This window comes from Tissierella praeacuta DSM 18095 (assembly GCF_900128955.1).
GTDB classification, from domain to species: domain Bacteria; phylum Bacillota; class Clostridia; order Tissierellales; family Tissierellaceae; genus Tissierella; species Tissierella praeacuta.
This window is the reverse complement of record NZ_FQTY01000025.1, coordinates 1-23,310: the sequence shown is the minus strand read 5'-3', so window position 1 is coordinate 23,310 and position 23,310 is coordinate 1. Positions and strand designations below refer to the sequence as shown.

At 29.5% G+C, this 23,310-nt stretch carries 28 protein-coding genes, 1 pseudogene and 1 riboswitch; of the genes and pseudogenes, 5 read left to right on the top strand and 24 right to left on the bottom strand.

Going from position 1 to position 23,310, the window contains the following annotated elements:
- The coding region (locus tag BUB33_RS14865) for an IS3 family transposase (RefSeq protein ID WP_143154911.1) at window positions 1-927 on the top strand (927 nt) is incomplete at its 5' end.
- Window positions 928-1,106: 179 nt separating this feature from the next.
- On the opposite strand, the gene BUB33_RS14860 is transcribed toward BUB33_RS14865, so the two are convergent.
- From BUB33_RS14860 to speD, 8 genes and pseudogenes are all read right to left on the bottom strand, one after another.
- On the bottom strand, window positions 1,107-1,718 hold the full coding sequence (locus BUB33_RS14860; RefSeq protein ID WP_072977910.1) for a nucleoside/nucleotide kinase family protein: 612 nt from the start codon (window positions 1,716-1,718) through the stop codon (window positions 1,107-1,109).
- 206 nt (window positions 1,719-1,924) lie between these two features.
- Window positions 1,925-2,830: a DUF4846 domain-containing protein gene (locus tag BUB33_RS14855; RefSeq protein WP_200778249.1), complete on the bottom strand. Its 906-nt coding sequence runs from the start codon at window positions 2,828-2,830 to the stop codon at window positions 1,925-1,927.
- Window positions 2,831-3,016: 186 nt separating this feature from the next.
- Complete coding sequence (gene murI, locus BUB33_RS14850) at window positions 3,017-3,802, bottom strand: glutamate racemase (protein WP_072977908.1); 786 nt, start codon at window positions 3,800-3,802, stop codon at window positions 3,017-3,019.
- Between the two features lie 82 nt (window positions 3,803-3,884).
- Window positions 3,885-4,799, bottom strand: coding sequence for a sensor domain-containing diguanylate cyclase (locus tag BUB33_RS14845; RefSeq protein ID WP_143154910.1), 915 nt, complete (start codon window positions 4,797-4,799; stop codon window positions 3,885-3,887).
- A gap of 81 nt (window positions 4,800-4,880) precedes the next feature.
- Complete coding sequence (locus BUB33_RS14840) at window positions 4,881-5,474, bottom strand: HD domain-containing protein (protein ID WP_072977905.1); 594 nt, start codon at window positions 5,472-5,474, stop codon at window positions 4,881-4,883.
- A 4-nt stretch (window positions 5,475-5,478) separates the two neighbouring features.
- A pseudogene (locus BUB33_RS14835) lies at window positions 5,479-5,970 on the bottom strand (AI-2E family transporter); the annotation flags it as partial.
- A gap of 107 nt (window positions 5,971-6,077) precedes the next feature.
- Window positions 6,078-6,926: a polyamine aminopropyltransferase gene (gene speE, locus BUB33_RS14830; protein ID WP_072977901.1), complete on the bottom strand. Its 849-nt coding sequence runs from the start codon at window positions 6,924-6,926 to the stop codon at window positions 6,078-6,080.
- A 12-nt stretch (window positions 6,927-6,938) separates the two neighbouring features.
- The gene (gene speD / locus BUB33_RS14825) at window positions 6,939-7,733 is read right to left on the bottom strand and encodes an adenosylmethionine decarboxylase (protein WP_072977899.1); all 795 of its coding nucleotides are present in this window, start codon (window positions 7,731-7,733) and stop codon (window positions 6,939-6,941) included.
- 164 nt (window positions 7,734-7,897) lie between these two features.
- Between speD and BUB33_RS14820 the strand changes: the two genes are divergently transcribed.
- From BUB33_RS14820 to BUB33_RS14805, 4 genes are all read left to right on the top strand, one after another.
- On the top strand, window positions 7,898-8,320 hold the full coding sequence (locus BUB33_RS14820) for a ferritin-like domain-containing protein (RefSeq protein ID WP_072977897.1): 423 nt from the start codon (window positions 7,898-7,900) through the stop codon (window positions 8,318-8,320).
- 153 nt (window positions 8,321-8,473) lie between these two features.
- Window positions 8,474-9,406, top strand: coding sequence for a VanW family protein (locus tag BUB33_RS14815; protein WP_072977894.1), 933 nt, complete (start codon window positions 8,474-8,476; stop codon window positions 9,404-9,406).
- A 20-nt stretch (window positions 9,407-9,426) separates the two neighbouring features.
- Window positions 9,427-9,639: a CDIF630_02480 family spore surface protein gene (locus BUB33_RS14810; RefSeq protein ID WP_072977892.1), complete on the top strand. Its 213-nt coding sequence runs from the start codon at window positions 9,427-9,429 to the stop codon at window positions 9,637-9,639.
- A gap of 76 nt (window positions 9,640-9,715) precedes the next feature.
- Window positions 9,716-9,952, top strand: coding sequence for a hypothetical protein (locus tag BUB33_RS14805; protein WP_072977890.1), 237 nt, complete (start codon window positions 9,716-9,718; stop codon window positions 9,950-9,952).
- A 34-nt stretch (window positions 9,953-9,986) separates the two neighbouring features.
- Here BUB33_RS14805 and BUB33_RS15920 read toward each other — a convergent pair whose 3' ends face one another.
- The 16 genes from BUB33_RS15920 to BUB33_RS16195 form a co-directional block, all read right to left on the bottom strand.
- On the bottom strand, window positions 9,987-10,190 hold the full coding sequence (locus BUB33_RS15920; protein ID WP_143154909.1) for a hypothetical protein: 204 nt from the start codon (window positions 10,188-10,190) through the stop codon (window positions 9,987-9,989).
- 6 nt (window positions 10,191-10,196) lie between these two features.
- Window positions 10,197-10,397 carry a hypothetical protein gene (locus BUB33_RS14800; RefSeq protein WP_072977889.1) on the bottom strand — a complete coding sequence of 67 codons (201 nt, stop codon included), beginning with the start codon at window positions 10,395-10,397 and terminating at the stop codon, window positions 10,197-10,199.
- A 227-nt stretch (window positions 10,398-10,624) separates the two neighbouring features.
- Window positions 10,625-11,086, bottom strand: a complete 462-nt coding sequence (gene ribH / locus BUB33_RS14795; protein ID WP_072977888.1) for a 6,7-dimethyl-8-ribityllumazine synthase — start codon at window positions 11,084-11,086, stop codon at window positions 10,625-10,627.
- 15 nt (window positions 11,087-11,101) lie between these two features.
- Window positions 11,102-12,301 (bottom strand): bifunctional 3,4-dihydroxy-2-butanone-4-phosphate synthase/GTP cyclohydrolase II, encoded by a 1,200-nt coding sequence (locus BUB33_RS14790; protein ID WP_072977887.1) that lies wholly within the window; start codon window positions 12,299-12,301, stop codon window positions 11,102-11,104.
- A 12-nt stretch (window positions 12,302-12,313) separates the two neighbouring features.
- Window positions 12,314-12,967: a riboflavin synthase gene (locus BUB33_RS14785; RefSeq protein ID WP_072977886.1), complete on the bottom strand. Its 654-nt coding sequence runs from the start codon at window positions 12,965-12,967 to the stop codon at window positions 12,314-12,316.
- 5 nt (window positions 12,968-12,972) lie between these two features.
- Window positions 12,973-14,061, bottom strand: a complete 1,089-nt coding sequence (ribD, locus tag BUB33_RS14780; protein WP_072977885.1) for a bifunctional diaminohydroxyphosphoribosylaminopyrimidine deaminase/5-amino-6-(5-phosphoribosylamino)uracil reductase RibD — start codon at window positions 14,059-14,061, stop codon at window positions 12,973-12,975.
- Between the two features lie 204 nt (window positions 14,062-14,265).
- Window positions 14,266-14,381: riboswitch (FMN riboswitch) on the bottom strand.
- 304 nt (window positions 14,382-14,685) lie between these two features.
- Entirely contained in the window at window positions 14,686-15,915 is a 1,230-nt protein-coding gene (locus BUB33_RS14775) for a M48 family metallopeptidase (protein WP_072977884.1), read from the bottom strand.
- Window positions 15,916-16,129: 214 nt separating this feature from the next.
- A complete protein-coding gene (locus BUB33_RS14770; protein ID WP_072977883.1) occupies window positions 16,130-16,987 on the bottom strand; it encodes a hypothetical protein in 858 nt (285 codons plus the stop codon).
- A gap of 10 nt (window positions 16,988-16,997) precedes the next feature.
- Window positions 16,998-17,696 carry an ABC transporter ATP-binding protein gene (locus tag BUB33_RS14765; RefSeq protein WP_072977882.1) on the bottom strand — a complete coding sequence of 233 codons (699 nt, stop codon included), beginning with the start codon at window positions 17,694-17,696 and terminating at the stop codon, window positions 16,998-17,000.
- Complete coding sequence (locus tag BUB33_RS14760; RefSeq protein ID WP_072977880.1) at window positions 17,696-18,058, bottom strand: GntR family transcriptional regulator; 363 nt, start codon at window positions 18,056-18,058, stop codon at window positions 17,696-17,698. Before BUB33_RS14760 ends, BUB33_RS14765 begins: the two co-directional genes overlap by 1 nt.
- A 105-nt stretch (window positions 18,059-18,163) precedes the next feature.
- Window positions 18,164-18,868, bottom strand: a complete 705-nt coding sequence (locus BUB33_RS14755; protein WP_072977878.1) for a PrsW family intramembrane metalloprotease — start codon at window positions 18,866-18,868, stop codon at window positions 18,164-18,166.
- A gap of 66 nt (window positions 18,869-18,934) precedes the next feature.
- Window positions 18,935-19,531, bottom strand: coding sequence for a DUF5317 domain-containing protein (locus tag BUB33_RS14750; RefSeq protein WP_072977876.1), 597 nt, complete (start codon window positions 19,529-19,531; stop codon window positions 18,935-18,937).
- 147 nt (window positions 19,532-19,678) lie between these two features.
- A complete protein-coding gene (locus tag BUB33_RS14745; protein ID WP_072977874.1) occupies window positions 19,679-20,224 on the bottom strand; it encodes a rubrerythrin family protein in 546 nt (181 codons plus the stop codon).
- A 141-nt stretch (window positions 20,225-20,365) separates the two neighbouring features.
- Window positions 20,366-20,773: a DsrE/DsrF/DrsH-like family protein gene (locus BUB33_RS16465; RefSeq protein WP_234950072.1), complete on the bottom strand. Its 408-nt coding sequence runs from the start codon at window positions 20,771-20,773 to the stop codon at window positions 20,366-20,368.
- Window positions 20,774-20,847: 74 nt separating this feature from the next.
- Window positions 20,848-22,884, bottom strand: coding sequence for an FAD-dependent oxidoreductase (locus BUB33_RS14740; RefSeq protein WP_200778248.1), 2,037 nt, complete (start codon window positions 22,882-22,884; stop codon window positions 20,848-20,850).
- 214 nt (window positions 22,885-23,098) lie between these two features.
- A partial coding sequence (locus BUB33_RS16195) for a maturase (RefSeq protein WP_072977872.1) occupies window positions 23,099-23,310 on the bottom strand: 212 nt, incomplete at its 5' end.

The following is a 23,310-nucleotide window of genomic DNA, read 5'->3' as shown; positions in this document are numbered from 1 at the left end:
AAAAAAGTTAGAAGAAGTGGAAAGGGGTCGATACTAAGTCAAGTAAGATACGAAAACATATATCTGTCAATACGTGATTTAAACAATATCAAAAAATATCCAATAACAGAGTTATGTAAATTAGCAGGAATACAAAGATCATCTTACTACAAATGGCTTAATAGAAAGGAAAGTGTTAATGAAAAGTTTAATAGAGAACTAATTCCATTAATTAAAGATGCTTATGAGGAAAGAAATGGGATATTAGGCTATAGGCAAATGACAATTAAACTTAATCGCGAGCATAATCTAAAAGTTAATCATAAAAGAATTTATCGTCTAATGGACATCTTAAAGCTAAAGTCGGTATGTCGTAAAAAGAGGAAAAATTACATTAAATCAACTCCTGAAATAACAGCAGATAATATACTTAATCGAGACTTTAAATCAAATAAGTTTGGAGAAAAGTGGCTTACAGATGTGACAGAGATGAAATATGGAAAAGGTGGGAAGGCATACCTTAGTGCCATATTAGATCTTGCAGACAAAAGTATTGTTTCCTTTGTATTAGGACATTCAAATAATAATAAACTAGTATTTGAAACCTTTGATATCGCTCATCACAATTATCCCAATAGTAGTCCAATCTTTCATAGTGATAGGGGATATCAATATACAAGTAAGGCGTTTAAAAAGAAGTTAAATGATGCAGATATGATACAAAGCATGTCCAGAGTATCAAGATGTATTGATAATGGACCAATGGAAGCATTTTGGGGAATGTTAAAATCAGAAATGTACTATCTTAAAAAATTCTGCACATATTCCGAGTTAGAATCTGCTGTTATTGAATATATAAATTATTACAATAATCATAGGTATCAAAAACGATTACAGTGCATGACTCCAATAGAATACAGGCGTTATCTTTTAGATTCAGCTGCTTAAAATGAATATACGCCAATCATAATGAAATGGTTGGCGCACAAAGCTTTTATTATTTCCACTGTCTACTTGACAGGGGCATGTTCATAGCAGGAGTGGTTTATAATTTTTTACTAAGTTATTATATACTCAAATAAATACAAAAGTATTCCTAACAAGAAATGAAGAAAAATTCTCTATTATTAAATATTCTCTAATACAAAATCGGCATTTTCGGCAGGACAATAATCTTTAATATATTTATCTTCTGCTGGAAAATATCGTCTTTCATACTTTAACTTTATATCCTTGTCATCTCCTATATAGGTATCTCTATTTATTACACGACTTAACCTTATGTCTTTAGGCAATTCAACATAAACCATATAATCGAAGTATTCTTTTATTTCTTTCCTCTGCAAAAATATTCCTTCTATTAATAAGATTGAGCCTTGTGGTATTTTTATTTGCTCTAAAATATATAAATCATTTTCCTTTTCATATAGTTCTACTTGCTTATCAATTTCAATACCTTCTCTTACTGGTAACAAAATTTCTTTGATTAAATAATCATATCTCCATTGAATATTATAATAGCAGTACCATTCTTCTTTAAATTCATCGTATCTAATATATCTTGGATATATAAAATCATCAATATGCAAGACAACAGGGTAATAGTTACTATTCTGCAATTGTGTTTTTAGCAACTCTGTTATTGCACTCTTTCCTGCCCCTCCTAAACCATCAATTCCAACAATTATAGTTTTTCCAGAGTCATATTTGCCTATTATTTTATTCAATAATTCTTCCATTTAAGATTATCTCCTTCTAACATAAAAATTTCTTAGCTACCAAGTAAATTTAGATTGAAATTTATAGAGTATTTCAATTCAGCACATTATAACATAAACATTTTAAATATTATATGAAATTTTTTAAAAAACTTCATATAAATATTACTTTAATAAATTTAAAAATGAGATTATAGCAAATCTATAACCTCATTTTTAATCCTCCTTTATTCTACAAATCTTTTCAGTTTATTTAATTCAAATGTCCATTCGGGAGTTATAAGCTTTTCTTTATCTTTTATTGAATACCACGGACTTATTTCTTCATTCATAGGATTAATAAGTATCTGAGTCTGTTGGGCTGGCATATATGATTGGGCAAGGATAAATATCTTTTCATCATTATTATTTATAGCCATATCTACAATAATAACTGCATGACCTGGACTACCTCCAATAATAAACACATCTCCGATTTCCATGTCCTTTATATCAATAGATTCTAATTCCTTTTCCAAAGACAAAGTGCCTGAGTAGGCAAAGACCATGTCCATAAATTTTCTAAAATTTTCATAAGTATTTGATGGTTCTACAGCTTTGTAATATCTTACATCATTTCCATCAACTTTAATCCTATATCCTTCCATCCACTTCTTATACTCAGCCTTAAATCCTGAAACGAAATTAAAACTAATATCTTCATATTTACCTACTGAATAAAGATATTCTGCCCTCAGAAGCATAATAGCATCTGCACATTGATGAAGATCTCTATCTCCTATCTTAACATCTACAACACTATCATAAACACCCTTTTTATTTTTCTCTCTGCCATTATAGTATAGTACCTTTTCACCATATGGCTTTAACCTTTGATTTCTCAAAAATTCTTGGAAGCTGTTTTTTTCTACTTCTATTCTCTTATATCCTTCTAAAGTTAAGTATCTTTCTTGTATTGTATTACCATTTTTATTAAGATAATTAATTTGTTTGTTACTCTCAAATTTTGCTGGAAATTCTGTTTCTAATATTATATCCTTCTTTGGTAAACTATTAATATTAAAAAATCTCCAATATATTATAGAAATTAGAGAACCTGTTATTATAAATATTGCTATTAACCTTTTATTCAATTAATTCACCCCTAGCAATATTTTCTGATAAATAACGCATAAAGAGTATATCTTAGTTTTTATCATATTCTATTAATGCATTATATACTCCTTCATGAACAGCACCACGAACTATATAATAAATAATTCCAGGAAGTATAAGCCAAACAAGAATATTCACTCAACCACCTCTTTACTTAGAATACCTTAATATCCATTAATATAATCCAGTATCTCAAATAATTCCTTATAGTTGTTTAACTTTTCCTTGTCTTCCACCTTAAATCCTGAATTATAAAAGGTGATACTACCACTTCCTTCATTCAAAACATTCATCTTTCCTAAAATCCTTTTCAAATTCTTTACTGTTCCAAGATTTCCATCAATTATATCTGTATCTATTGGAAGTATTTTTCTAAATACATCTTTATAGAAAGAAAAATGAGTACAACCCAAGACGATGGTTTCGTACTTATTCAAATCATATTTAAGTAGTTCTTCCTCAAGATAAGCCATTACCACTTCTTCATTAAACTCAAATCTTTCTGCAAATTCAACTAATCCTGGAAGTGGTAATAAATCAACAATATGATCATTGTCTAATTTAGTAATAAGATTTTGAAGCTTTTCTTCCTTTAGAGTGAGAGCCGTTGCCGTTACTAAAACTCGTTTATCTACATTTTTATTTTTTTCAACAGCTGGTTTTACAGCAGGTTCCATTCCAATAATTGGAATATTATATTCAGCCCTTAGCTCTTCAATAGCCACACTTGTAGCAGTATTACATGCAATAACTATAGCTTTGACTCCTTGGTTTATTATAAACTCTATAGCATTAAATATATATTTTTTAACTTCTTCCTTAGTTTTTTGTCCGTATGGAACATTTAGTGTGTCTGCATAGTATATATAATCTTCATTAGGTAATATTTTTAATGTATCATATAATACAGTGATTCCCCCTATACCGGAATCAAAAAAACCTATTTGCATTTTATCCCTCCAATAATATAAACTAACTATAAATTTTATATTAAGATAGTATATTTTAATATAATCAAATATTATACCGCTACTAATCTATTACTATCTTATTTCTTCCTGTGTTTTTTGCATCATATAATCTCTTGTCAGCTTTATAAACTAAACTTTCTATTGATAAATTTTCTTTATCAATTTCCAACACATCACATATTCCGCAGCTAAAAGTAATTTTCATCTCTTTATTCTCATATGCAAAGGCAGAGTTTCTCACTTCTTCTAAAATTCTCTTAATTATTTTTGCCGATGTTTTCTTCTTTATACCATGTAAGATTAAAATAAACTCTTCTCCTCCATATCTACCTGCTATATCATATACTCTAATTCCTGATGTAAGAATTTCGGAAAACTCTTTTAATACAAAGTCCCCTGCTTGGTGTCCATAAGTATCGTTTATATCCTTAAAAAAATCCATATCAATTATTGCTAAGGAAAATCCTTCCCCATTTCTTTTAAATATTTCCAAACATTGGCTTAATCTTTCAAATATGTATCCCCTATTATATAAATTGGTCAAAGGGTCTCTTATTGAAGTTTGTTTTAGCTTTTCCTCAAGATATTTTCTTCGAGAAACATCCTGTCTAACTCCTAAAAAATTTACTATTTTTCCATCCTTATCCCTTACAGGTGTGATTCTAGCTTCTTCATAATATATGGTGCCATCCTTTTTTTTGTTAATTAAATCCCCTTTCCAATTCTGTCCTCCAATTATAGTTTCCCACATATCTTTGAATACATCATCTGAAATTAATCCACTTTTAAGAATTCTTGGGTTTTGTCCAATTACCTCTTCAAAAGAATAACCCGTAGTTTGTTCAAAAGCCGGATTACAATATTGAATATTTCCATCTATATCTGTCATTATAATAGATACAGCTGCTTGATCAATAGCTGCAATGAGCCTTAACTTTTCCTCATCTTTTAAAAAATCAATATTACTTTTTCGCACCACAATATCTCCCCTAAATAAATGGTTTTCCTCCCATTTTAAATATACCCACTTTTTCCAATTTATAAGAATACATACTTACTATTCCACCAATATTAATCCCTTATTATATGCATCTTCAATCATATTCTGAACAAAATCCCATAGTTCATCTGATGATTCCTTAACCGGTGCTATTCTTTTATAAATATCTTTTTTAGCCACATTAAACTTTCTCCAAGTTCCCCCCTCATTATGATAATTGTTTAACATTGGCTGAAGTCTGTCCATAGATGCTGCAAATAATGCTTCTGTAGTTTTCATCTCTTCAAACTCATCCCATAATGCTCTTAGCTCTCTACCTTTATCTTCATCCAACATTCCAAATATTTTCTCCGCTGCTAACTCCTCTCTTTCTCTTTTATCTTCATTTCCAACTTTATCGTAGCAAAATGTATCTCCAGCAAATATCTCTACTAAGTCGTGAGTCAGTAACATTTTTATTACCTTGCATATATCCACTTTTTCATTAGAATATTCTCCTAAAATCATTGCCATTACAGATATATGCCAAGAATGTTGAGCATCATCTTCCCTTCTTTCTCCACCAATTATACTTGTTTGCCTCAAGATAGACTTCATTTTATCCAACTCTACAATAAATTTTATATCTTTTAATAATCTTTCATTTATCATATCTCTATCTCCTATTATCTGATTGTTTTTTTATCTTCATAATTGAATTAATTATTACGGCTATTATAGGCCCTAGTACAATACCTATTGGTCCCAATATAATAGAGCCTAATATGGTTGCAATAAATGTATAAATAGGTCTAACCCCAATTTCTTTGCCCACTAACTTTGGTTCTGCAACTTGTCTCAATATAATCAAAATAACATAAAGAGTTGCTAAATCTGTGCCTATATCTTTGTTTCCCATTAGAAAATTAATTATAGCCCAAGGTATCATTACAATACCTGAACCCAATACAGGAATAATATCTAATATGGATATTCCTACTGATATTAGTATAGAATATGGGATTTTCATAGAAGTTAGACCAATACCAAGAATTATAAAGGTTATAAACATCAATGTAACTTGAGCTTTCATATAACCCTTGATACCTTTTCCAGTATCATAGATTAATTGTTTTAGAAAATCTTTTTTATTATGCATCTTTAGTCTCCTTAATTTCCTAACCTAATAATTCTATTATATGAAATTATATCATAGCTATACTGCTTGTAAACAAAAAAGCTCTAAAATATTAAATATTTTAGAGCTTTTATATATTATACTGATTCTAACAATTCTCTTACATAGGTTGGTAGCATAAATGCTCCTTGATGAATTTGAGAGTTATAATATTTAGTTTTTAAATCAAAGCTTTCCCACTTTTCAGCATTATGATCTTCAATTGGATGCAGTCCTTTAGATGCAAATCCAAATAACCAATGTCCAGATGAGTATGTGGGCATATGAAATTGGTATACTTCACAAACATCAAATATTTTCTTTAATTTACCATGTGCCTTTAACATTTCTATTCTATACTCTTCAAAGTATGGACTCTCATGTTGATTTATAAGTATGCCCTTTCCATTTAATGCCCTATAACAATCTTTGTAAAAGCTCATGGTAAATAATCCTTCCCCTGGACCAATAGGATCTGTTGAATCTACCAATATTAAATCATAAAAATTTTCCTTACTTTTTACAAACTCTACCCCATCTTTAAAATATAGGGTAACTCTTTTATCTTCAAGTTTAGATGAGGTTATTGGTAAGTATTTTTGACATAGTCTTACTACTCGTTCATCTATCTCAACCATATGAATTTGTTCGATATCATTATATCTTGTTAATTCTCTTACTGTACCACCATCTCCCCCACCTATTACAAGTACATTTTTAATATTAGGGTTTACTGCCATAGGCACATGAACTATCATATCATGATATATAAACTCATCTTTTTCATTTACCATCATCATACCGTCTAATGTAAAAAATTTTCCAAAATCATAAGAATCAAAAAAATCGATTTTTTGGAAAGGCGTTTTCTCTGAATATATGGGTTCCTTCACTTTTATTGATAACTTACAACTCTCTGTATTCCATTCATTAAACCATAAATCCATTTCACAACCCCCTTAGAAATTTCGACCATAATATATTTCATGCATTTCTTGATTTAATTTATTTAGTATATCATTTTTTTCATTTTCATTCAAATCTTCAGCTTTCATTTCAAATAAATAGTTGTCAAGATTTAATTCTTTTAATATCATTTTCGTATGAAATACATTTTCTTGATATACATTGACATCTATACTATTATACAAATTTAGATTTTTTGAAGATATAAAGTCTTGTATTGAATTAATTCGATGATCTTTAAAATGCTTATTTCCGTTTATATCTCTTGTAAATCCTCTTATGCGATAATCGCAGATTATAATATCGGAATCAAAATTCTCAATTAAATAATTTAATGCATTAAGTGGTGATATTTCTCCACATGTTGATACATCCACATCTACTCTAAATGTCATTATTCCTTTATCAGGATGACTTTCAGGATAAGTATGAACTGTAATATGGCTTTTATCTAAATGTCCCACTACATGCCTTGGTGTAGGTATCAAGGTACCTAGATTACAAGATGGATCTACTGAAACAATTGGTATAGCTTCTTCTGTAATTAATAGATTCACACTAGCACCCTGAGGTTCATAGTCTTGCTTAGCAATGTTTAAAACATTGGCACCTATTATTTTAGTAATTTCTACGAGTATTTCTGTTAGTCTAGTTGAATTATATTGTTCATCAATATATTCAATATACTTTTGTTTATCTTCTGGTGTCACAGCATAACAAACATCATAGATATTAAAACTAAGTGTCTTAGTTAGGTTATTAAACCCGTATAGCTTAAGCTTTTCCATTTCTTACCCCATTTCTAAATATTATAGGTGGCTTTTGCCTTATACAATTTTACTTTATTTATCTATTTATGTCTATAGTTTATCTTTTTTATACTAAACTCAATACTCACATTATCTTTTCATATGAATAAAATATAATGCAAATAATTTTTAGGAGGGATAGTATGTTACCACTTTTAGGATGTCACAATATACCACAAATAATTGAATTTGTCTATGATACAATTGTGGATGAAGCCACTGCTGCCGAGTTTTATTCAAGATTATTAAGGGAAGCACCAAATGATTTACACAAAGAATTTATTCATCATGCTATGGAAGATGAGCTAGATCATCTAGAAAAATTCACTAAAGTCTATTGCTATCTTACTGGGAATTTACCACAATATATAATAACTCCCATTAGTTTCCCAAGTTATAAGGAAGGAATATTAATGGCATTAAAAGATGAACTGGCAGCAGGGGAATTTTATAGAGATGTACAGCTCTCTACTACAGATCAATTTATCAGAGATACTTTCTATTATGCAATGGTAGATGAATTAGAACATGCAACTATGTTTAGCACCATATATAATACTCTTTAAATTTTGAAGGCGTATAAAATATTTTATATGCCTTCAAAATTTTTTATCATATTTCATAACATATAATGGCAATTCATATTAGAATATTTTTTACATAAATTTAAGAAACTATATTACTAAGATATAAATTTTATTTTATATATGGAGGTTTATATGGACAAATTTAAATTAACTATTCTACCCATTAGTTTAGCCATATTATTGTCAACAACAGCTTATTCTGATGATAATGACTATAGATATCTAAAATTTAATGATCTTTTTTCTAATACTAATAAAAATCCAGAGCTTATGATTAATAAAAGAAATGACAGATATGATATTCCTGAAATGTCGGGACAAGTAAGTAATATGCCTTGGAGAAATGACAATGATTTTTTAAAGACAAAAGAAAAATATAATACTCCTATTCTTATAGCAGGTTTTTGTGCTGTGCTCAATAATCCTTTACCCGGTGAGGAATATAATGTTAATCTAGCTAGTAAAAAAATTAAAGGTCAAGTAATTAAGCCTTCTAAAATATTTTCTCAAAACTCTGCTATAGGCCCTTATACTAAGCTAAAAGGCTTTAAAGAAGGTGCTTCATATATAGGAGGTAATATTATAATGACAGAAGGTGGAGGAGTATGTAAAATTGCCACAACTCTTTACAATTTAGCAGTATTATCTAATCTTGAAATCATAGAAAGGCACAACCATTCCATGCCAGTTAACTATGTTCCATACGGGCAAGATGCCACTGTTGCTTATGGTGTAAAGGATTTAATATTTAAAAACACTACTGAAGATTCAATATTAATTTGGGCAGAAATGATTGGCAATAGATTGTATATGGGGTTTTATGGTAGTAAAAAACCTCCTAAAATAGAATGGAATCATGAAATTAACAACATTACTAAGCCATCTATAAAATATATTAAAAATGAAGATTTGAATCCTGGAGAAACAAAAATTGTATTAGGTGGAATGGATGGAGCTACAGTTAAATCCACTATTACAATATTTTATGATAATGACCATTACATTATAAAAAACATGGGAATTAGTAAGTATCAACCATTACCAAAAGTAATAGAAACTAATTAATCTTTTAAGGAGGAGTTTATATGAAAGAGAATAAGAGAAGTCTAAATACTAAAACAGACTCTAAATCAGCAACAGGTTCCTATAAAAATCATAAAGACCCGTATTTTGGATATTCACCAACAGATATATACTATAATACTGAAGAAAAGATATCAGATTCTGGAGTTTCAATACCAACTTATGATGCTGTAATAAAAGCCAAAGAATGGGTTGATGATATAAATAAAAAATAATATATACTTTATTTTTCATGATAATTTCTATATATTATGACATACTAATTCTATAGACATATGAAAGGATGATGGTATGGAAAATCCAAGGGCAATGGCTGAAATACTCAGTCAAGCTAAAAAAATAGAAGAGAATAATTTTTCTAATATGGAGCATTTCACAAGTATTAGTATGTTGCTTAATGCTAATGATTTAGGAAATACAAAGGATAAGGAACTATCTAAAAAATTTGACAAACTAAATAAACAAATGGAAGATATAAATAAACTAACCTCAGATTTATTAAATGATTTAGCAAGTAGGCATAATTAAGAAAAGGCAAAGAACTTTCTTTGCCTTTTCTTAATTATGCTTTTATCATTAAATTTATATATAGATTTGTCTTTAATAGTTCATAGTAATATCTTCGTAAACTCATCTTAGATGGATTGATAATTACCTGTCCAAAACTCCATTTCTCATAATCTTCCTTTTTAAAAATCAATCTATTTTCATATTGTTTATACATGGGTAAATTAGGAAATGGAGTCAAGGGACTAACTGAGGACATCTGTGGTTACAGTTCTTTTATAAATTCTCTAAATAATTGAAAATCCCTCTTATTCCAATCTGGATGAGACATATCGGATTTTCCATTGATTAATCCTTTCAAAAGTTCATATAATGAATTTCTTTTTAATGGATTATTTAGATATTGCCTTTTATAAAATTCAAGAAACTTTCCCTTGCTTTTATGACTTACTTTAACAAGATTCATTTCATCTCTCCTTGTGTTACAGTTATGTCAAATTATAATACAAAATATCATTTAATAACTTAATATATCATAATAAAGTCGTTTTTTCTGTTTTCTACATTTACAATAATTTCGTAACTAAACAAAATAAAGTGATAGAAACCCCATCACTTTATTTTATTTAGATAAATATTTAGAGAAATGATTATACTTCTCAATTACTTCCTTTATTTCTAAAATATTATCTACTAAAAATTCTTTAATAAATTTGCCATTTCTATAGCTGATACTGCTGCATCATAGCCTTTATTGCCTGCTTTAGTTCCAGCCCTTTCTATAGCCTGCTCAATACTATCTGTTGTTAATACCCCAAATATAACTGGAAGCTCAGAATTTAATGATACATTAGCAATTCCCTTTGATACTTCAGCACAAACATAGTCAAAATGTGGTGTTGCCCCACGAATTATAACACCTAAACATATTATTGCATCATATTTATTGATATTGGCCATTTTTTTAGCTACTAGTGGGATTTCAAATGCCCCTGGTACCCAAGCTATTTCAATGTTTTCATCTTCTACACCATGTCTTTTCAATCCATCAAGTGCACCGCCTAATAACTTTGAAACTATAAATTCATTGAACCTACCTGCTACTATTCCAACTTTAATACCCTTTGCCACTAAATTTCCTTCAATTGTTCTCATGTTTATTCCTCCCTATTAGTATTTCAGTATATGATTCATTTTTGTTTGCTTTGTCTTTAAATAAAATTCATTTACCTCATTATGATTCATTTGAATTGGTACTCTTTCAACTATTTCAATATCATATCCAGATAATCCACTTATTTTCCTAGGATTATTTGTCATTAATTTTAATTTTTTAATTCCTAAATCATTTAATATTTGAGCTCCTATACCATACTCACGCATATCAGCAGGAAATCCAAGTTTGATATTTGCTTCAACTGTATCAAATCCTTGGTCTTGAAGAGCATAGGCCTTTAGTTTGTTAATAAGACCTATTCCTCTACCTTCTTGTCTCATATATAGTAGTACCCCTCTACCTTCCTCTGCAATTTTTCTCATAGCTGCAGCATATTGCTCACCACAATCACATCTTTTTGACCCTAGGGCATCTCCTGTAAGACATTCAGAATGAATTCTTACTAGAACTGGCTCATCAGTTGTTATAGTACCCTTTACTAATGCTACATGATGTTCCCCATTTATTTTATTTATAAATCCATATATCATAAACTCTCCATATTTTGTTGGCATCTTTGTTTCTACTACTCTTTCAACTAATTTTTCCTTATGTCTCCTATAAGAAATTAAATCTGCTATTGTTATAATTTTTAGTTTATGTTCCTGTGCAAATTCTATAAGCTCTGGGGTTCTTGACATTGTACCATCATCATTCATTATTTCACATATTACTCCAGCTGACTTTAATCCAGCTAATTTTGCTAGATCTACTGCTGCTTCTGTATGTCCACTTCGCTTTAATACTCCACCTTCTCTTGCTTTTAGTGGGAATATATGTCCTGGTCTTCTAAAGTCATCTTTATTTGCACTTTCATCTAATACCTTTTGGATAGTAAATGCTCTTTCATAAGCTGAAATTCCCGTTGTTGTATCTATATAATCTATAGATACTGTAAAAGCAGTTTCATGATTATCTGTATTGTCCTCAACCATAGGTTGAATTTCAAGTTCCTTTAATCGTTTCTTGTCTAGAGGCATACATATCAGTCCACGTCCATACTTTGCCATAAAGTTTATATCCTTTGGAGTAACTTTTTCAGCCGCCATCAGCAAATCGCCTTCATTTTCTCTATCAGGATCATCTACTACAATTATCATTTTGCCTGCTTTAATATCTTCAATAGCTTCATCAATACTGTTAAATTTATACATTATAGTTCCTCCTTAAATAAATCCATTAGTCTTTAGAAAATCCTCATTTATTCTACTAAGACCTATATTATCTTGCCTTTGAAAACCCAATAACTTTTCGACATATTTACCTAGTTGGTCACATTCTAAATTTACTGTTTCTCCTTGTGGCTTGTCTAACAATATTGTATGCCCGCCAGTATGTGGAATTATAGAAACCTTAAATATATTCTCATCTACATATGCTACAGTTAAGCTAATACCATCAATTGCAATAGAACCTTTTTCTATTACATATTTAAGTATTTCTGCCGAAGTCTTTATTGTAATCCAAAGAGCATTATCTTCTTTTTGTCTTGATACTATCTCTCCTACCCCATCTATATGTCCACTTACTAAATGACCGCCAAGTCTTTTATCTAAAGTCAATGCTCTTTCAAGATTTACAGGGCTTCCTATTTTTAGATTTCCTAGATTGCTTCTCCTCAAGGTTTCTGCCATAATATCTGCTTCAAAGCTACCCTTATTTATCTTTGTAGCTGTCAAACATACTCCATTAGTACAAATACTATCTCCTACAAAAGTTTTTTCTAAAACTCGAGAGGCAGAAATTATAAGTGTAGATGATTTTTCACCCTTTTTTATCCCTTGAATTTTACCTATTTCTTCTACTATTCCTGTAAACATTATTATCACCACCTTATATATCCTTCTATTAATATATCTTCATCTATGGTTTTATAACTTATTCTATGGAGTTGAAATGCTTTTCTTAAATCCTCGATTCCACTTCCTCCTACAGATGTCTTTGATTTCTCCCCTCCAATTATCTTTGGAGCTATATAAACCTGGACTTTATCAACTATTTGTTGCTCTAGGGCAGAAAAATTAAGTGTCGCCCCTCCCTCAAGAAGTATACTATCAATATTCTCCTCAGCTAACTTTGACATAAGTTTTTGTAAATCTACTTTTCCCTCAAGACTTTTGATAGTTAACACTTTAACTCCTTTTTTCTCTATTTCAACTTTCTTTGTCATATCTGCTTGACCTGTTGTAGCCACTATGGTTTTTGCTAAATTTTGATTATCCAAAACCTTAGAATCTATTGGTATCCTAAGTTTACTATCTACTATTATTCTTATGGGGTTATTACCATTTTCAATTCTACAGGTTAATTCAGGATTATCTGCAATTACAGTATTTATACCTACCATAATTCCTGATACTTCATTTCTAAGTCTATGAACATTTTTTCTTGATCGTAATCCTGTAATCCACTTTGAGTCACCCGTTTTAGTTGCGATTTTCCCATCTAAAGACATGGCTGTTTTCATTATGACAAAAGGCTTTTTTTCAACTATATATTTCATAAATACTTCATTTAACTCTCTACATTCTTTTTCTAAAATTCCTGTTGTGACTTCTATGCCTGAATCAATTAGCTTTTTAACCCCCTTCCCTGAAACTAGAGGATTAGGATCAAGACAACCAATAAAAACCCTTTTTATTTTTCTATGGATTATTTTATCTACACATGGTGGAGTTTTTCCATAATGAGAACATGGCTCCAATGTCACATAAAGATCAGCTCCTTTTATATCTTCAGTTGAATTTTCAAAAGCCTTCACTTCTGCATGGGCTTCTCCATAACCCTTATGATATCCCTTACCTATTACTTTATTTTCCTTTACAATAACTGCACCTACCATAGGATTTGGACTAACCTTTCCCCTTCCTTTTTCAGCTAATTTTAAGGCTAGTTTCATATAATTCTCGTGCATAAAATACCTCCTCTTTATATCCCTTGAACTAGATTAATTCAAATATATTCACAAAGTAAAAGCCCTGATTCTATAAAATCAGGGCTAATATATAACAAACAAATATGATTTTTTATGAAACTTAATAAAAAGGCTCTGAAATATTATATATTTCAGAGCCTAATATCCTAAATAAGTTAGTATATTAAATCTACTAAGATTCACATTGTTCTTCTTTCATCCAGACTTTACTGTCGGCTTCGGAGTTTCACCGAATCATGCCTATAAGGCTCGCGGGCTATACCGCCGGTAGGGAATTACACCCTGCCCTGAAGAATTATTTAGTTTTCAATGTAATTATATATAATTGCCATTTGTTTGTCAATAAATCTTTATTCTAAAAAAATTCTTTATACTCATATCTAATGCCTTAGGTGAATAAATACACCTGAATATTCCCACATCTATTTCAGTATTTGTCCTTATTAAATAAATAGCAGTTTAATATAAATCTGATTAAAATCTAATAATCAATTAACTATTATAATGTGTAGAGTCAAGCTTTAGCTCAAACTTCTAAAGTTAACAATATTATTTAACAAATATAGTTAAAGTGATGGATATCCATCACTTTAATTTCTTGAATTATTCAATAGGATAGTTTTTATAAAATTCTACTCTTTCTTCTAAAGTAGGGTGAGTATGATACCATATTTTAAATATATTACTTGGTCTAGGTAGACCTAAACTTTCCTTATATAATTTTTCCATAGCTGATGCAGCTGACTTTCTATCCTCTGTAAGAATTATTTCATAAGCATCTGCTTCAATTTCCATTTCCCTGGAAAAATAATTAGTAATTGGTAAACTTATGAATGAATAAAAATTAAGAACCAAAATTAATAGTGGTACTGCTGCTATATCATAGAGCTTTCTAACTCCAAAGACTCCATTTGATAAATCAAGTATCCATGCAGAAGTAATATATATTAAGAAAAATAATAAAATTGTACCTATGCTACTTAAAAATATATTCTTCCAAATATGTCCTTTTACATAATGGCCTATTTCATGTGCAGTTATACTAAGAACTTCTCTTTCTTCTAAATTATTAATAGTTGTATCCCAAAGAACTATCCTTTTTGAATGAAATATTCCCGTCATATAAGCATTCATAGTTTTAGTATCTTTACTTTTATCCACTTTATATATCTTAGCATCTTGTATATCTGCCTTATGAAGTAACTCTGTTATTTCTCTTCCTAGCTTTTCATTTTCTATGGAAGTATATTTATTAAATATAGGGTCTATAACAAATGGAGAAATAAATACCATAAATATAATAAAAGGTATTGCTAAAAACGATAATTGTAACCACCACATCCTAGGACTCCTATATATAAGATAAAATGGAAAGAATATAAAGAGTGAAATAATCAAATCGTTTACAACAAAGCTTTTTAATGTGACTTCAATCCATCTTCCAAGAGTCTGATTAGATAATCCATATTTATGTTTTAAATAAAATGAACTATAATAATCCAAAGGAAGATTTACTAAAAACATTATAGTAAAAAAAATAACACCATATAATAATCCCGTAAGAAATAATGACTTGTTATTCTCCACAAAGTACCTTATCCTATAAGATAACCGAGATATAAGAAATAATAAAGGTATAAGAAATTGAAGAATTAACCTAATTGCCCATACTCTTAAACTATCCTTTCTAAAATTATATGTATCCTCAGGTAAATCAGGATATTCTGTTTTTATTTTATTCATATTTATATATTCACTAGCTAAAACAATCCCAATAAAAAACAATAAAATTAAGAAGAATAAAATAATTGCTAACTTTAATTTGCTATTCACAATATCACCCCTAGCTATATTTGCTCCTTTAATATATTATTCCCAATAATACTAGTTTATGATTATCTTATATAAGCTCTATTATAATAAAATATTCTTATTGCATACCTTTATATTATTATAATCTAAAATAGTTTTCAAGTACTCTAAAAATAATATATTTAATAAATACATTAATAATAAAAGGTGGATTTCTCCACCTTTTTAAATAATTTTATAAATCTATTTTCTTTTCTATTAAATAGCCTGTAGCCAAAAATGCACTTATACCAATTATCAACATTGATAAAATACCAAATACATTTATATATACGTCAAAATTGTTTCCAAATAGTATTATTTGGTGTTTAGCAATATTGCCTAACCTTGGCAAAAAGTTTAATTCATAAGAATGAAGTATCTTAAAACTATCTAAACTAAGAAAATATGGTAATGCATTAACAATTTTAACAATAAAATAGCTTACTAGAGAGTTTAATACAATAAATATTATAAACCATAAACCACCTATTTTCTTATTTCTTATATTTACTCGACTTAATGCCATTGAAAAATATATTAAAATTAATGTCACTATAGCTGATAATAAGGATACCATTGCTATAGAGAATATTTCTATATTTGCGTTACCTATTATTTGTCTAATAGAGTTTATAAAATTTGTCCACTGGGAACCATATAGTAATGCACCTAATAGTAAATTATATGCAACTATTGAGATACCTAAAACTAAAAACCAAGTAATTGCTACCAGCAGCTTTGCTCCTAAAATCTCATTCCCTGTAAGAGGAAGGGTAAATGTTAGATATCCTCTATCTTCATACAATTCTTTTCTAAAAGAACCTATAATCTGAAAAAATGCTGTTAAAAATGCTCCAAATATGACCGATATGGATACAACTAACATAAATGTGCCAAAACCATTAATGGTATTTGCTGAATCTGCACTATCAAGTTTTATCTGTCCAGATATATTAACTTGAATAATAGTTGATGCGATTAATACCATTGCTATAATCCCTAAGATAATTTTATAACTTCCCTTTATTTCATATTTCATATATTTTCTCATTTTATCCCTCCTATTCCCCGAATATTTCTTTGTAAATATCATCTATCTGCATACCTTTTTCTTCTCTTAAAGCTTCTGCATTGCCTGTTAAGTAAACTTCTCCTTCTCTAAGGAAAACTACATCATCAAAGATATTTTCCATATCCCTTACTAAATGAGTTGTAATAAGCATTGTACTATTTTCATTATAATTCTTTATTATTGCATCAAGTATCTGATCTCTAGCTACTGGGTCTACCCCTGCAATTGGTTCATCTAATACATATAATTTAGCATTTCTTGATAATACTAATGTAAGATTTAACTTTTCTAACATCCCCTTAGAAAGAGAATTTATTTTCATATTTCTATCTAATTTCATAAACTTTAATAAATCATACGCCTTATTTTCATCAAAATCCTCATAGAAATCTTTATAAAAATTAACTGCTTCTTGTATATTCATCCAGTTATATAAAAAATTTCTATCTGGCAAATAAGATACTATTGACTTTGTAATTACTCCTGGCTTTTTTCCATCTATTAGTACTTCACCATTAGATTCCCTAAGTATACCTGTAATAATTTTAATCATAGTAGTTTTTCCACTACCATTAGGTCCTAGTATTCCAACCACCTTTCCTTTTTCAATTTCTAAATATATATTATTTAATGCTTTTTTATTAAAATAAGATTTTGTAAGTCCTTTTATTTCTACTATTTTTTCCATCATTTTACCTCCTTTACACTATCATTAATTAATTCTATAATCTCTAAAGGGTTAAATCCCAATGACTTCATATCTGTAATAAAGGATTTAACTATATTTGACGCCATATTTTTTTTCAAATCTTTGATTATTTCTTTATTCTCCACAACAAAAGTACCCATTCCTCTTTGTGTAAACACTAACTCTTCTCTTTCCAGTTCTTGATAAGATCTTTGTATAGTATTTGGGTTTACTTTAAGTTCTGTAGATAATTCCCTAACTGATGGCAATTTATCTCCCTCCTTTAATTCTCCTATAACTATTCTTTTTTTAATCAAATTCATAATCTGAATATAAATTGGTAAATTATCGTTAAATATCATCTATCTCACCCCACTCAATATTAGTGTATTAATTATATAGTACACCAATACCCCATATGTGTCAATAAATTTTTTTAAAGAATTTAAAAAAATAAGCCTTTCGGCTTATTCTTTTCTTTTTAGACCTATTACTCTAGATTTTGAGTCATACATGAAATTTGCCAATTTCCTTTGATTTAATACCCACATAAATATTACATAGGGAACAAAAATCATAGTAAGCTGTGGTATTTCAGCCATTAGTATAAAATCAAATATTCCATGCATAATAAGAGGCATATATAATGATTTTCTCATATTCATTCTCTTTCTATCTATATTTGTATCAAACTTTGCTAAAGATAGATAATATCCCATGGTTATACCAAAAACAGCATGAGCTGGTACTGAAAATATCCCTCTATATAATCCAATAAAAGGATTGTTAGTATATCTATAGGCAACATATATTATATTCTCCACAGTTGCAAATCCCATAGTTGCAAATACTGAATATACTATACCATCTAGTTTTTCATCAAAAAACTTTGTTTTATAAGGATATTTTAGTACAACTAATCTTTTAAAAAATTCTTCTGTAAATCCTGCAACAAAAAATGCATTATAGAAGGCACCTAATACACCAGGAAATATATTAAATCCTATCAAAAATTCTTCAACTATTACAGAAGGAATTACAGTTAAGGCTCCTAAGATATAGGTAAATAGTAAAACCTTTAGAGGTTCTCTATCATGTCTATCAGATAAGTATATACCTGTAATTATGACGGCAGCAGGTATTATAGCTATAATGAAAAGTCTAAGTTTCAAACAATTACCTCCTCATATCTTTTCTTATAGTTTGCCTAAAATATAAAAAAATAAACCCTAATGATATTAGGGTCTATAAAATTCTATAGTCTTTCCTTCTGATTCATATCTCTTTTTCATATAAGATTGAATCAATATTAAAAGTCCCAATGATATAAAAATATCTCCTATGCTTATAACCTTGGGAAAAGGATAAGGTTTTGGTATTGGTATTATATCTCCCAAAGAAACCAATTTTGTAAACTCATTTGCCAAAGTATGAGTCATTATTCTTCCCTCTTCTAATAATCCTAACTGGGTATATAGCTTGGAAGTTTTAAGGGCATTTAATGCAACTGGCATTCTTCCATTATTTAAAGAAAGAGGTAAAAAATTTAAAACAGCTCCCAATAAGGTTATTCTAAATCCATTCTCATGAAAATTCATAATTAAACCAATGATCAGTAATAAATAAATGAATATATGTATATAAAAAAAGTTATTTTCTATAATATCATTTAAATTTCCACTGGTTCTAGAAACTATTAACAAGGATATGATTTCTACTAAAAAAGATATAACAAATAAATACCATCCATTTATATATAAATTACCAATATTTCTTATCTTCCCACCATTTAACTTTCCAAGTAGCAAAGATAAAATAATAGTTTCGATTACCATATAAAACAACTCCTATATATCAATTGATAGCCCTAACCCACCTACGTGATTCCCAATTATTAATATAAAAAAGACTTCTATTTATTTAAAATTGTTAGGACATTAAAATAGAAGCTAGACACAATGTGTCTAGCGTCATATTGCTCATTAATATGCTATAAATAACTCTTTCTTAGCACCACAAAGTGGACATTTATCTTCTTCTCCTGTTAAGGTTATATATCCACAAACTGGACATAGTTCTACAACTTTTGCTTCTAAGTCTTTTCCAGCATCTACTGCTTTTTTAGCTTGAGTAAAAAGTTCCGCATGAACTTTTTCAGCTTCAATAGCAAATCTCATAGCTGATATAGCCGTTTTTTCTTCTTGCATCTCTGCTACTGCTATGTAAGCTGGATACATTTGGTTTACTTCATGCAGCTCTCCATTGATTGCTCCTTGAAGATTATCTGAAGTAGTGCTAAGTCCAAATCCTGCTCCGGATGCTACTAAAAAATCGCCTGAAACATCCTTTAAAGCTTTGAAATGTAGTGTAGCATGAACTTCTTCTGCATCTGATGTAGCCATGAATAATCTAGCTACAGTTGGAAAACCATCTTTTTTTGCCTTATCACTCCATATTCTATATCTCATATGAGCTTGAGATTCACCACCAAATGCTGATCTTAAATTTTCTGCTGTCATTGCGTTCATTAAAAATTCCCCCTTTATAATTTTACTATATATATTTTATAACATATTCTAAACAATGTCTAGAATATACAACTTTCTTAATATATATATCCATTTTATATAAAGTTAATCATAAAAAAGAGGACTTTTCAGCCCCATTTTTTATATAAACAAGCTCATATTAGAATCATCTGCAGCACTAAGCATTGTTGCTACTCCACCAATTTCTACTCCGTCTAAAAGTTCTTCTTTAGTTATTCCCATTACATCCATTGACATTTGACAAGCTACCATTTTTATTCCAGATTTAATGCCTTGTTCTATTAGTTCCTCTAATGAAGAAATATTTTTATCCTTCATTACTCTCCTTATCATTTTAGATCCTATACCTACCATATTCATCTTAGAAAGCCCCAGATTTTTGCTACTATTTGGCATCATCATTCCAAACATTTTAGCCATAAAATCCTTCTTTGTCTTTACATGAGTCTCTTTTTTAATTATATTTAATCCCCAAAATGTAAAGAACATAGTAACTTCCTTACCCATTGCCTTTGCTCCATTGGCTATAATAAAGGATGCAATGGCTTTATCAAGGTCTCCACTAAAAACTATAATATTCTTATTATCTTTTACTGAAGATACTATTTCATTAGTTTTTTTTTAGCATTGCTTCCTTTTTGAATAACAGCAATAAATTTCTTGTCTGCCTTTTCTGTTTCTATCAAAGTATTACCTGTGTTTTTACACCAAGCTTGAATGTCATTAACAAAACCTGGGTCTGTTGACATTACTTCTAATATATCTCCATCCTTAATCATTTTCACTTTTTCACTTACTTGCATAATAGGACCTGGACAAGATAAACCACAGGCATTCAATTTAAAAATTTCACCTGTTCTAGATGTTTTAACATCTATTTCTTCCGCTTCATTGGTTTTATTCTCTATTTTTTGAACTCCGGAATCACTAAAAGCTTCGGGACCATTACCACTAACACCACAGTAGTCACTATCTATATCTTGGCAAAACATGGTCTTATAGGTATTAAAGCCTCCAGCTAAATTTTTACCTTCAAATCCATTCTGAATAAGTATTCTAGTGGCTATATATCCTCTAAGTCCTACTGCACAATATATTAGATAGCATTTACTCTTATCCAACTCTCCAAGTCTATTTCTTAGCTGTCCTAGAGGAATATTTAGAGAATTCTCAATATAGCCCATATCTCTTTCCTCTTCTTCTCTTACATCTAATATAACAGTATCTTCCATATTTAATTCTTCTAATTCCCTACAAAGAACAATATTAACTTTTCCAGACATCTGGTTTTCTGCTACAAATCCTACCATATTTACTGGATCTTTAGCTGAAGAATATGGTGGTGCATATGCCAATTCTAGTTCTGTTAAATCGGAAACCTTTCCTCCAAATCTAATAGCTGTAGCTATGACATCTATTCTCTTATCCACACCTTCATATCCTACGATTTGTGAACCTAAAACTTTGCCTTCTTTATCATATATTAATTTTATTGTCATTGGCAATGCACCTGGATAGTATCCTGCATTGGAATTAGAGTGAATAAGTGCTATAAAATAATCTTCTTTATAAACTTTGCCTAATCTATTTAGTGTTTTTTCATTGGTTCCAGTATTAGCCACTGTTAAATCAAAGACTTTAGCAATGCTTGTGCCTTGAGTCCCTTTATACTCTTCTTTTGAACCTAAAATGTTATTTGCAACTATTCTACCTTGTTTGTTAGCGGGACCAGCTAAAGGTACCATAGTCTGTACATTGTTTACAAAATCTTCTACTTCAATAACATCGCCAATTGCATAAATAAAGTCATCAGAAGTTTTTAAATGTTTATCTACAATAATTCCGCCTCTTTGATTTATTTCTAACCCTGCCTCCTTAGCTAGTTCTCCATTAGGTCTAATACCTATGGATAGTATAACCATATCAGCATTTAATTGAGTACCTGATTGTAAAGTAATAGTAGTTAATCCATTATTATATTCAAATTTACTTACTCCATCTTTTAGTCTAAGATCTACTCCTTTTGACTTTAAATGCTCATGAACTATTTGTGCCATTTCATAATCTATAGGTGCCATTACCTGTTCTAACATCTCTACAATAGAAACTTTTAATCCCAAATCATGTAAGTTTTCAGCCATTTCAAGACCGATAAATCCACCACCTACTACTATTGCAGTTTTTGGAGCCTTCTCATCTATATATCCTTTTATTGTATCTGTATCTGGTATATTCCAAAGACTAAAAATATTAGGTGAATTAATTCCAGGTATTGGTGGCTTTAACGGTGTTGAACCTGTTGATAAAATAAGATAATCATAGGATTCTTCATATACTTTATCTTCTCTCAAATCCTTAACTAATACCTTTTTATCTTCCTTAAATATTTTAGTAACTTCTGATTGTATTCTTACATCCACATTGAATCTACTCATAATACCTTCAGGTGTTTGAACTAATAAGGACTCTCTATTTTCTATAGCTCCACCTATATAATATGGAAGACCGCAATTTGCAAAGGAAACATACTCTCCCCTCTCAAATAAAATTATTTCTAGATTTTCATCAAGTCGTCTCAGACGAGCTAAAGCTGTTGCACCACCAGCTACACCACCAACTATAACTACTTTTTTACTCATTTTAAATGCCCCCTTGTTAATTTTTGAACTTTAAAACTTATACCGGGTAATCGTATAATGATATGCTATAATATTCCTTACTCATTGTCAATAAAATAATTAAAATTTTTTATATTTTTATAAATTTTAAATCGGGTAGGAGGTAAATAATTAATTTATTTACCGACCTCCCTCACCACCGTACGTACCGTTCGGTATACGGCGGTTTCATAGTTTACACTTTAACTTCAAGGTAATATTTAAGAAAACTTAAATAACCTTGTTTTTCAAACCTAGCATTGGTTAGGGTTGTTGCAAGAATCCAGCTATTGGCCGTATGCCAGTAGCCTTTTCTTGTATTTGCCCATTCCCATGCCTTTTCTCTTGCTACTCCCAGTTTCTTAAGGTTAACAAATTTCGTCTTGACCTTCTTCCAACTTTTCCATG

Coding starts and splice junctions, on each gene's coding strand:
- BUB33_RS14860 (WP_072977910.1), bottom strand. CDS start 1,718: ATGGAAGAATTATTGAATAAAATAATAGGCAAATATGACTCTGGAAAA.
- murI (WP_072977908.1), bottom strand. CDS start 3,802: ATGCAAATAGGTTTTTTTGATTCCGGTATAGGGGGAATCACTGTATTA.
- BUB33_RS14840 (WP_072977905.1), bottom strand. CDS start 5,474: ATGATAAATGAAAGATTATTAAAAGATATAAAATTTATTGTAGAGTTG.
- speE (WP_072977901.1), bottom strand. CDS start 6,926: ATGGATTTATGGTTTAATGAATGGAATACAGAGAGTTGTAAGTTATCA.
- speD (WP_072977899.1), bottom strand. CDS start 7,733: ATGGAAAAGCTTAAGCTATACGGGTTTAATAACCTAACTAAGACACTT.
- BUB33_RS14820 (WP_072977897.1), top strand. CDS start 7,898: ATGTTACCACTTTTAGGATGTCACAATATACCACAAATAATTGAATTT.
- BUB33_RS14815 (WP_072977894.1), top strand. CDS start 8,474: ATGGACAAATTTAAATTAACTATTCTACCCATTAGTTTAGCCATATTA.
- BUB33_RS14810 (WP_072977892.1), top strand. CDS start 9,427: ATGAAAGAGAATAAGAGAAGTCTAAATACTAAAACAGACTCTAAATCA.
- BUB33_RS14805 (WP_072977890.1), top strand. CDS start 9,716: ATGGAAAATCCAAGGGCAATGGCTGAAATACTCAGTCAAGCTAAAAAA.
- BUB33_RS15920 (WP_143154909.1), bottom strand. CDS start 10,190: ATGTCCTCAGTTAGTCCCTTGACTCCATTTCCTAATTTACCCATGTAT.
- BUB33_RS14800 (WP_072977889.1), bottom strand. CDS start 10,397: ATGAATCTTGTTAAAGTAAGTCATAAAAGCAAGGGAAAGTTTCTTGAA.
- ribH (WP_072977888.1), bottom strand. CDS start 11,086: ATGAGAACAATTGAAGGAAATTTAGTGGCAAAGGGTATTAAAGTTGGA.
- BUB33_RS14790 (WP_072977887.1), bottom strand. CDS start 12,301: ATGTATAAATTTAACAGTATTGATGAAGCTATTGAAGATATTAAAGCA.
- BUB33_RS14785 (WP_072977886.1), bottom strand. CDS start 12,967: ATGTTTACAGGAATAGTAGAAGAAATAGGTAAAATTCAAGGGATAAAA.
- ribD (WP_072977885.1), bottom strand. CDS start 14,061: ATGCACGAGAATTATATGAAACTAGCCTTAAAATTAGCTGAAAAAGGA.
- BUB33_RS14770 (WP_072977883.1), bottom strand. CDS start 16,987: ATGAGAAAATATATGAAATATGAAATAAAGGGAAGTTATAAAATTATC.
- BUB33_RS14765 (WP_072977882.1), bottom strand. CDS start 17,696: ATGGAAAAAATAGTAGAAATAAAAGGACTTACAAAATCTTATTTTAAT.
- BUB33_RS14760 (WP_072977880.1), bottom strand. CDS start 18,058: ATGATATTTAACGATAATTTACCAATTTATATTCAGATTATGAATTTG.
- BUB33_RS14750 (WP_072977876.1), bottom strand. CDS start 19,531: ATGGTAATCGAAACTATTATTTTATCTTTGCTACTTGGAAAGTTAAAT.
- BUB33_RS14745 (WP_072977874.1), bottom strand. CDS start 20,224: ATGAACGCAATGACAGCAGAAAATTTAAGATCAGCATTTGGTGGTGAA.
- BUB33_RS14740 (WP_200778248.1), bottom strand. CDS start 22,884: ATGAGTAAAAAAGTAGTTATAGTTGGTGGTGTAGCTGGTGGTGCAACA.